Source organism: Streptomyces sp. CO7 (assembly GCF_053474865.1).
Map to the genome: position 1 here is coordinate 191161 of NZ_JBRIOU010000007.1, position 8146 is coordinate 199306.

The following is an 8146-nucleotide window of genomic DNA, read 5'->3' on the forward strand; positions in this document are numbered from 1 at the left end:
GACGTGGCCTTCCACCGGGTGATCCTGAGCGCCTCGGGCAACGAGATGTTCGCCCGCCTCGGTGACGTGGTGGCCGAGGTCCTCGGCGGACGCACCCGCCACGAGGTGATGTTCGAGGACCCGGACCCGGCCGCCGTGACGCTCCACGTCCGGGTGGCGGAGGCGGTCCGCGAGGGCGACGCGGCGGAGGCGGAGCGTCTGACCCGGGAGATCACCGTGGGCGCGCTGCGCGAGCTGGACATCCTGGCGCCCTGACCGCCCCGCCGCGGGAGCCCTCCGGAGATTCCGCGCCGGTCACGCGGGGCAAGGTTGTTCCCGTCACGTTAGGTTCCGGCTATGGACTGCATACCGACCGGTCGGCATCATGATCTGGTGTCTTCGTCGTCGCCCGAAGGAGCTCGAGAATGAGCCGCCCCGACCATCCGCCAGGCCTCGATCCGGTCCGGCTGCGCGAACTGCTCGAGCGCGAGCGGCCCGGCCTGCTGCAGGGTGAGCTGTCCGCCCGCCTCATCGAGGGCGGCCGGTCGAACCTCACCTACCACGTCACCGACGGCGTCGGCCGCTGGGTGGTCCGCCGTCCGCCGCTGGGACACGTGCTGGCCACCGCGCACGACATGCGCCGCGAGCACCGGGTGATCAGCGCCCTGCACCCGACGGCGGTGCCGGTGCCCGCCCCGGTCCTGTTCTGCGAGGACGAGGAGGTGCTGGGCGCGCCGTTCTACGTGATGGAGTTCGTGGCCGGCACGCCCTACCGCACCGCGGAGCAGCTCGCCCCGCTCGGCCCGGAGCGCACCCGTGACGCGGTGCTGGGACTGGTCGACACCCTCGTGGAGCTGCACGCGCTGGACCCGGAGGCGGTCGGGCTGGGCGACTTCGGCCGCCCCGAGGGCTTCCTGGAGCGCCAGCTGCGCCGCTGGGGCAAGCAGCTGGCCGCCTCCCGCAGCCGCGAGCTGCCGGGCATCGACGAGCTGCACGCCGCTCTGGGCGCCCGGCTGCCGGACTCCCCCGCACCCGCCGTGGTGCACGGCGACTACCGCCTGGACAACGTGCTGGTCGGCGAGGACGACCGGATCAAGGCCGTCCTGGACTGGGAGATGTCCACCCTGGGCGACCCGCTGACCGACCTCGGCCTGCTGGTCATGTACAGCACGCCGCACGGGCTGCCCGGCTCCCCCGTCTCCACCACCGCCGAGGCCGCGGGCCACCCCGCCCCGGCCGAACTGGTCGAGCGGTACGCGGCGCTGTCCGGCCGCGACGTCTCGGCCGTCTCCTGGTACACCGCCTTCGCCTGGTTCAAGCTCGCGGTGATCCTCGAGGGCATCCACTACCGGTACACGCTCGGCCAGACCGTCGGCGGCGGCTTCGACCGCATCGGCGACCTGGTGCCCTACTTCATCGAGCACGGCCTCACCACTCTGCAGGAAGGCTGATCATGGACTTCGCGTTCGACGCGCGCACCGAGGAGCTGCGCACCGAACTCCTCGCGTTCATGGAGGAGTTCGTCCACCCGGCAGAGGCGGTGGCTCGCGAGCAGCGCGCCGCGCTCGCCGACCCGTGGGAGCACGTGCCGGTGCTGCACGACCTGCAGGAGGAGGCACGCCGCCGCGGGCTGTGGAACCTGTTCCTGCCGGACGCCGAGTACGGCGCGGGGCTGACCAACCTGCAGTACGCCCCGCTCGCCGAGATCACCGGCCGCTCCCCGCAGCTGGCCCCGGACGCCCTCAACTGCGCGGCGCCGGACACCGGCAACATGGAGCTGCTGAACCAGTTCGCCACCGACGAGCAGAAGAAGCAGTGGCTGGAGCCGCTGCTGGCCGGCGAGATCCGCTCGGCCTTCGCGATGACCGAGCCGGAGGTGGCCTCCTCGGACGCCACCAACATCACCACCCGCATCGAGCGGGTCGGCGACGAGTACGTGATCAACGGCCGCAAGTGGTACATCTCCGGGGCGATGAACCCGGCGTGCCAGATCTTCATCGTGATGGGCAAGACCGACCCGGACGGCGCGGACATCCGCCGTCAGCAGTCGATGGTCCTGGTCCCGCGCGACACCCCGGGCCTGCGGGTGGAGCGGGCGATGACGGTCTTCGGGTACGGCGACGAGTACCACGGCGGGCACGCCGAGGTGGTCTTCGAGGACGTCCGGGTGCCGGTGTCGAACCTGGTCGGCGAGGAGGGCGGCGGCTTCGCCATCGCCCAGGCGCGGCTCGGTCCGGGCCGCATCCACCACTGCATGCGGCTGATCGGCATGGCGGAGCGGGCGATCGAGCTGATGTGCCGCCGGGCGGTGTCGCGCAACGCCTTCGGCAAGCCGCTGGCGCAGCAGGGCGTGGTGCAGAACTGGATCGCCGACGCACGGGTCGCGGTGGAGCAGCTGCGCCTGCTCGTGCTGAAGACGGCCTGGATGATGGACACGGTGGGCAACAAGGGGGCGCACACCGAGATCCAGGCCATCAAGATCGCCACCCCGCGGACGGTGTGCGGCATCCTCGACCAGGCCATCCAGCTGTACGGCGCGGGCGGGGTCTCGCAGGACTTCCCGCTGGCGGAGCTGTACGCCGGGGCGCGGACGCTGCGGCTGGCCGACGGGCCGGACGAGGTGCACCAGCGGTCGCTGGCCCGGCGTGAGCTGAAGAAGTACCTCTAGGCGCACGAAGGCGCGGGGTGGGGACGAGCTCGGCTCGTCCCCACCCCGCGCCTTTCGCCGCGCCCGGCGCGCCGGGCGCGGTCGCCGTCGTCGTCAGGGCCGCAGCGCGCGCAGCAGCAGGTCCGCCAGGTGGTCGGCCACCTCGCGGGGGCCCAGCGGGCCGTTGGGGCGGTACCACGTCGACAGGTGGTGGATGGAACCGAAGTGGTAGTCGACCACCAGGCTGGCCGGGGTGGCGCGGGAGAAGACGCCCGCCTCCTGGCCCTCCTCGATGAGCCCCTTGAACTGCTCGTGGTAGCGCCGCCGCTCGGCCCGCACCTGCTTGTTCTTCTCCGGGCTGAGGTGGTGGATCGACTGGAAGAAGATCGACGCGTCGTCGAGGTTCTCGATGGTCGTCACCACCACGTCGGCGGCCGCCTCGCGCAGCCGCCGCTCCACCGGGGCGTCCAGCCGCGCGAAGTGGTCCAGCCGCTCCTGCTGGAGCCGCAGGACCCGGGCGTAGACCTCGTGGAGGAGGTCCTCCTTGGAGCCGAAGTAGTGGTACAGCGCGCCCTTGGTGACGCCGGCCGCCTCCACGATCTCCTGCACGGAGGTGCGGTCGTAGCCGCGCTCCGCGAAGAGACGGGTGGCGGCGGCCAGCAGCCGCTGGGGAACGGGCGTGCCGTCTCCGTCCGTCGTCCTGGCCATCGTGCCGCCACCTGTCCTTCCGGTTCCTTCGTCGTCCTCGTGTGCGGGAACTACTTCGTCGCGCGCAGTTCCCTGCGCAGGATCTTGCCAGTCGCCGTCTTCGGCAGGTCGGGCAGGATCTCGACCAGCCGCGGGTACTTGTACGCGGCCAGGCGCTCCTTGCAGTATGCGGCGAGGTCGTCGCCGGTGACCTCGGCCCCCGGGCGCAGCGAGATGTACGCCTTCACCGTCTCGCCGCGGTAGCCGTCGGGGACGCCGACCACGGCCGCCTCGCGGACCGCCGGGTGGGTGTAGAGCACGTCCTCGACCTCGCGGGGCCAGACCTTGAAGCCGGACGCGTTGATCATGTCCTTCTTGCGGTCGACGACGTACAGCCAGCCCCGCTCGTCCATGAAGCCGATGTCCCCGGTGCGCAGCTCGCCGTCGGGGAAGGTCTCGGCGGTGGCCTCCGGGCGGCGCCAGTAGCCGGGCACGACCTGCGGGCCCTTGACGACGATCTCGCCCTGCTCGCCGAACGGGACCTCCTCGCCCCGGTCGTCCAGGATGCGCACCACGGTGTCGGCGCCGGGGACGCCGACGGCCAGGGTGCCGGAGACCGGGTCGACGGGGGCGCGCAGGCCGCCGATGACCGAGGCGCAGGGGGCGCTGCACTCGGTGAGCCCGTAGCCGTTCTGGATGTACGGGCCGAAGGCGGCCTCGAAGGAGTCCACCAGCGCGGGCGGCAGCGGGGCGCCGCCGGAGGAGATCTGGGCGAAGGAGGTGAAGTGGTCGCGGCCGGCGGACGGGTGGGCGGCCAGTGCCATGAAGGCGGTGGACGGGCCGACGGTGTAGGCCGGGCGGTGCTCGGTGAAGGCGTCGAGGACCACGCCGGCCTCGAAGCGGTAGGCGAGCACCAGGCTGCCGGCGCTGTTCAGGGCGGCCAGGAACTGGCAGACCATACCGGTGATGTGGAACAGCGGGGCGAGCGCGAAGTACGTGGCGTGTTCGGGCAGTCCGAGGCCGGTGGCCTGCCGCTCGGCGTTGTACATCAGGTTGCCGTGGGTGTTGGTGGCGCCCTTGGGGGTGCCGCTGGTGCCCGAGGTGTAGCTGATCAGCGCGATGTCGTCGGGGCCCACCTCGCGGCCCTCGGGCGCGGGGTGGCCGGCCCGGGCGGCCTCGGTGAGGTCCTCGGCGTCGGCGGCCACCGGCAGCCGCTCGAAGTCGAGGACGCGCTTGTCGTCGCGGCTCTGGAAGTCCAGCTCGCAGGCGGTGAGGGCGAACTCGACCGGGGTGCCGTCGGCGGCGTCGCGCAGGTAGGCCTCCCAGGCGCGGTCGGAGCAGATCAGCGCCCGGACCTCGCCGTCGGTGAGGACGTGCTTGACCTCGCCGGTCTTGTACATGGGGTTGACCGGCAGCACGATCGCGCCCGCCTTCCAGGCGCCCAGGACGGCGAGCACGAAGGCCGGGGAGTTCTGCAGCAGCACGGCGACCCGGTCGCCCTTGGCGACGCCGCGGGCGGCGAGCCGGCCGGCCACCGAGTCGGTGAGCGCGGCGACCTCGCGGTAGGTGAGACGGCCGTCGAAGTAGGCGAGGAAGGTCTCGTCCGCCCGGGCGGCCAGGGCGCGCTCCAGGGCGTGCACGGCGCCGGCCGGCGGGGCGAGGGGGGCCTTCTGCGCGTCGGTCAGCAGGGCCAGCCAGGGCTTCGCCGCGTACCGGGATTCGGTCGTCATCGGATGCTCTCCCACTTCTGGTGCAGACGGTTCATGTGCGTCAGCCAGCGCTCCGGGTCGGCCGCCCTGGCCGCGTAGTACTCGGCGACCTCCGGGTGCGGGAGGATCAGGAAGCGGTCCTCGGCGATGCCCTTGAAGAGGGCGTCGGCCACGTCCTCGGGCTCGATCGCGGTGGGGGCGAGGACCAGGTCGCCCGCGCTGCCGGAGCCGGCCAGCATGTCGGTGCGCACGCCCTGCGGGCAGATCGCGTGCACCTTGATCCCGCGGTGGCGGTAGGTGAGCGCGAGCCATTCCGCGTGGGCGTAGGCGGCGTGCTTGGTGGCGCTGTAGGGGGCCGCGCCGATCATGGTGAGCAGCCCGGCCGCGGAGACGGTGGCCACGAAGCGGCCCTGGCCGCGCTCCAGCCACTCGGGCACCAGGGCGCGGGCGGCGCGCACGTGCGCCATCACGTTGACGTCCCAGGCGCGCTCCCAGGCCTCGTCGTCGGGGGCGAGGCTGCCGTCGCTGCCGGCGATGCCGGCGTTGGCGCAGAAGACGTCGATCCCCCCGCCCAGGGCCTCGCGGGCGGGCTCCAGCACCGCCGAGGCGTCCCCCGCGACGGCGGTCGCGCCGATCTCCCGCGCCACCGCCTCCGCCTTGTCCGCGTCCAGGTCGTTGACCACGACCCTGGCCCCCTCTGCGACGAAGCGCCTGGCCATCGCGGCTCCGATGCCGCCTCCCGCCCCGGTGACGACGACACGGGCATCTCGCACGGCTTCCACCATCGGTCTCCTCCGACACGACGTGACACGGCACTGTCGCCGCTGCACTGGCGGCGTCAGACTAACCGGTCGGTATGTTGCACGGAAGGGGTAGCGCAGGGCCGTTCGGGGACATCGGGGACGCGCGGGGGGTGGACCAACACCCGCGTGGGCATGACACTCGGCACCGGCCGCCCCACGAGGGCGCCGCAGCACCATCCGTCAGTGAGGAAGAGCCGGGCACCACCCCACGATCCACGGAGGTCACGCACCATGAGACTGTCCAGACGAGGTCTGCTCACCGCCGCCACGGCAGCCCTGTCCGCCACCGCGGCCGGCGCCGCGCAGGCGGCCGAGCCCTCCGGACCGCCGGTCGGCGACACCCCGCCCTCGGGCGGACGACCGCTGCGCACCGGGTTCGAGCGCCTCGTCGCGGACGGGTACGCGCCGCTCGCCGGCCGGAAGGTCGGCATCGTCACCAACCCGACGGGCATCACCCGCGATGCCACGCACATCGTCGACGTGATGCACGCCGACGACCGGGTGGACCTGACGGCGGTCTTCGGGCCGGAGCACGGCTTCCGCGGCACCGCCCAGGCCGGCGGCTCCGAGGGCTTCTACGAGGATCCCGCCACCGGGCTCCCGGTGTACGACACCTACCTCAAGAGCGGCCAGGCGCTGGCGAACGTCTTCACCGCCTCGGGCGTGGACACCGTGGTCTTCGACATCCAGGACGCGGGCGCCCGCTTCTACACCTACATCTGGACGCTCTACGACTGCATGGAGGCCGCCGCACTGGCCGGCAAGCGGTTCATGGTGCTGGACCGGCCCAACCCGGTCTCCGGCCGCTCGGCCGAAGGACCGGTGATGCACCCGCAGTTCGCCACCTTCGTCGGCCGCAAGCCGATCTCCCAGCAGCACGGCATGACGGTGGCGGAGCTCGCCCTGCTCTTCAACGGGGAGTTCCTGACCACCCCGGTGGAGCTGGAGACCGTCCGGATGACCGGGTGGCGGCGCGACGAGTTCTACGACGCCTCCGGGCTGCCCTGGGTGCCGCCGAGCCCCAACATGCCGACCCCGGACACCGCGCTGGTGTACCCGGGCACCTGCCTCTTCGAGGGCACCAACCTCTCCGAGGGCCGCGGCACCACCCGCCCCTTCGAACTGCTGGGCGCGCCCGGCGTCGACGGGGCGTGGGCGGCGGCAGCCAACGAACTGGGCCTGCCCGGCGTGCGGTTCAGGGAGGCGTACTTCCAGCCGACCTTCAACAAGTACTCCGGCCAGACGGCCGGCGGCGTGCAGGTCCACGTCACCGACCGCGCGGCGTTCGAACCGGTGCGCACCGGCATCGGCCTGCTGATCACCGCCAAGGAGAGCTGGAGCGGATTCGCCTGGCGCGCGGACAACTGGATCGACAAGCTCACCGGCTCCACCGGGGTCCGCGACCGGATCGACGCCGGCGCGGGTCTCGACGAGGTGGTGGCCGGCTGGCAGGACGAACTGGCCGCCTTCCGCGCCACCCGGAAGCGGTATCTCCAGTACCGCTGACCAGGGTTGACGACACGGGCGGGCCGCGTTGCTGCGCGGCCCGCCCGTTCTGTTCGCTCTTGTCGCGCATAGTCCCGCCGTCAACAGGAACCCGCATGGTGTGTCGTCCGGCTTATGGCAGACCTCGGCCGAACCGATGGAGCCGGTTGGGCGGCCGGCACGTCCGATGGGCGAAGGCCTTGCGGCAGAGCCGAGTTGGACGACGTGGGACAGCAGTCGAGGGCACGTGCGACGGAGGTACGGTCGATGGCGGGATTCCGGAGTCTGGCGAGACAAGTACGTGACCAGCGGTGCGACCTGGCGTTGCGGCGGTACTCGCTGCGCAAGTGTCTGGAGAGGTTCGCGCCCTACGGCCACCGGGCGACCTGGGACCACCTCTGCGTCACCTGGGGGTTCGGCCCGGAGGACCGGTCCCCCGATCCGCGCCGCCTGGTGGGCGCGGTGGCGGAACTGGAGCAGGCCCGGGAGATCTGGCTCCGCTACGAGGTGGCCTTCGCGCAGCGGCGGCGCCAGGAGAAGCACGACGGGCTGCGCCGGCCCGGCTCGGTGGACGACTGGCACCGCAGGACCTGGGGCGGGTTCGGGATCGCCTGGTGCGACGATCCCCGCGTCCACCCCGCGGACCCGCTGCCGGAGGTGCTGCGCCGGCTCATCGGGGCGCTGGAGCGGGAGCCGGGGAGGAGCTGCCCGGTCTGCGGCGACGAGGACCTGGCCTGGCGCCACGGCATGAACCACGAACCGTCCAGCGGCCCTGTGTGCGTCGGGTGCGGGATCCTCGTCCCGCTGCCGGTGCTCACGCCGGAGGCCGTGGAGAC

8 protein-coding genes are annotated in these 8146 nt (G+C 72.5%); 5 read left to right on the forward strand and 3 right to left on the reverse strand.

Annotated elements, in window-relative coordinates; all coding sequences use genetic code 11:
• The 3 genes from ACOV8S_RS24700 to ACOV8S_RS24710 form a co-directional block, all read left to right on the forward strand.
• Positions 1-255 (forward strand): FCD domain-containing protein (locus tag ACOV8S_RS24700; RefSeq protein WP_448320392.1); only part of this gene is annotated, 255 nt, incomplete at its 5' end.
• Positions 256-404: 149 nt separating this feature from the next.
• Positions 405-1430: a phosphotransferase family protein gene (locus tag ACOV8S_RS24705; RefSeq protein WP_448320394.1), complete on the forward strand. Its 1026-nt coding sequence runs from the start codon at positions 405-407 to the stop codon at positions 1428-1430.
• Positions 1431-1432: 2 nt separating this feature from the next.
• Positions 1433-2647, forward strand: a complete 1215-nt coding sequence (locus tag ACOV8S_RS24710) for an acyl-CoA dehydrogenase family protein (protein ID WP_448320396.1) — start codon at positions 1433-1435, stop codon at positions 2645-2647.
• Positions 2648-2740: 93 nt separating this feature from the next.
• On the opposite strand, the gene ACOV8S_RS24715 is transcribed toward ACOV8S_RS24710, so the two are convergent.
• From ACOV8S_RS24715 to ACOV8S_RS24725, 3 genes are read right to left on the reverse strand one after another with little or no spacing between them, the layout of a single operon-like run.
• Positions 2741-3334: a TetR/AcrR family transcriptional regulator gene (locus ACOV8S_RS24715; RefSeq protein ID WP_382554189.1), complete on the reverse strand. Its 594-nt coding sequence runs from the start codon at positions 3332-3334 to the stop codon at positions 2741-2743.
• 50 nt (positions 3335-3384) lie between these two features.
• Positions 3385-5043, reverse strand: coding sequence for a class I adenylate-forming enzyme family protein (locus ACOV8S_RS24720; RefSeq protein WP_448320397.1), 1659 nt, complete (start codon positions 5041-5043; stop codon positions 3385-3387).
• Positions 5040-5807 carry an SDR family oxidoreductase gene (locus ACOV8S_RS24725; RefSeq protein ID WP_448320398.1) on the reverse strand — a complete coding sequence of 256 codons (768 nt, stop codon included), beginning with the start codon at positions 5805-5807 and terminating at the stop codon, positions 5040-5042. The genes ACOV8S_RS24720 and ACOV8S_RS24725 overlap by 4 nt, the downstream gene beginning before the upstream one ends.
• 249 nt (positions 5808-6056) lie before the next feature.
• Here ACOV8S_RS24725 and ACOV8S_RS24730 point away from each other — a divergent pair, with 249 nt between their 5' ends.
• Positions 6057-7331 (forward strand): exo-beta-N-acetylmuramidase NamZ family protein, encoded by a 1275-nt coding sequence (locus tag ACOV8S_RS24730; RefSeq protein ID WP_448320400.1) that lies wholly within the window; start codon positions 6057-6059, stop codon positions 7329-7331.
• A 246-nt stretch (positions 7332-7577) separates the two neighbouring features.
• Positions 7578-8146, forward strand: a 569-nt coding sequence (locus ACOV8S_RS24735; protein ID WP_448320402.1) for a hypothetical protein, incomplete at its 3' end; no start/stop codon positions are given.

Excerpts from the sequence above, each read along its gene's own strand:
- ACOV8S_RS24705 (WP_448320394.1), top strand. The coding sequence starts at position 405 with ATGAGCCGCCCCGACCATCCGCCAGGCCTCGATCCGGTCCGGCTGCGC.
- ACOV8S_RS24710 (WP_448320396.1), top strand. The coding sequence starts at position 1,433 with ATGGACTTCGCGTTCGACGCGCGCACCGAGGAGCTGCGCACCGAACTC.
- ACOV8S_RS24725 (WP_448320398.1), bottom strand. The coding sequence starts at position 5,807 with ATGGTGGAAGCCGTGCGAGATGCCCGTGTCGTCGTCACCGGGGCGGGA.
- ACOV8S_RS24730 (WP_448320400.1), top strand. The coding sequence starts at position 6,057 with ATGAGACTGTCCAGACGAGGTCTGCTCACCGCCGCCACGGCAGCCCTG.
- ACOV8S_RS24715 (WP_382554189.1), bottom strand. The coding sequence starts at position 3,334 with ATGGCCAGGACGACGGACGGAGACGGCACGCCCGTTCCCCAGCGGCTG.
- ACOV8S_RS24720 (WP_448320397.1), bottom strand. The coding sequence starts at position 5,043 with ATGACGACCGAATCCCGGTACGCGGCGAAGCCCTGGCTGGCCCTGCTG.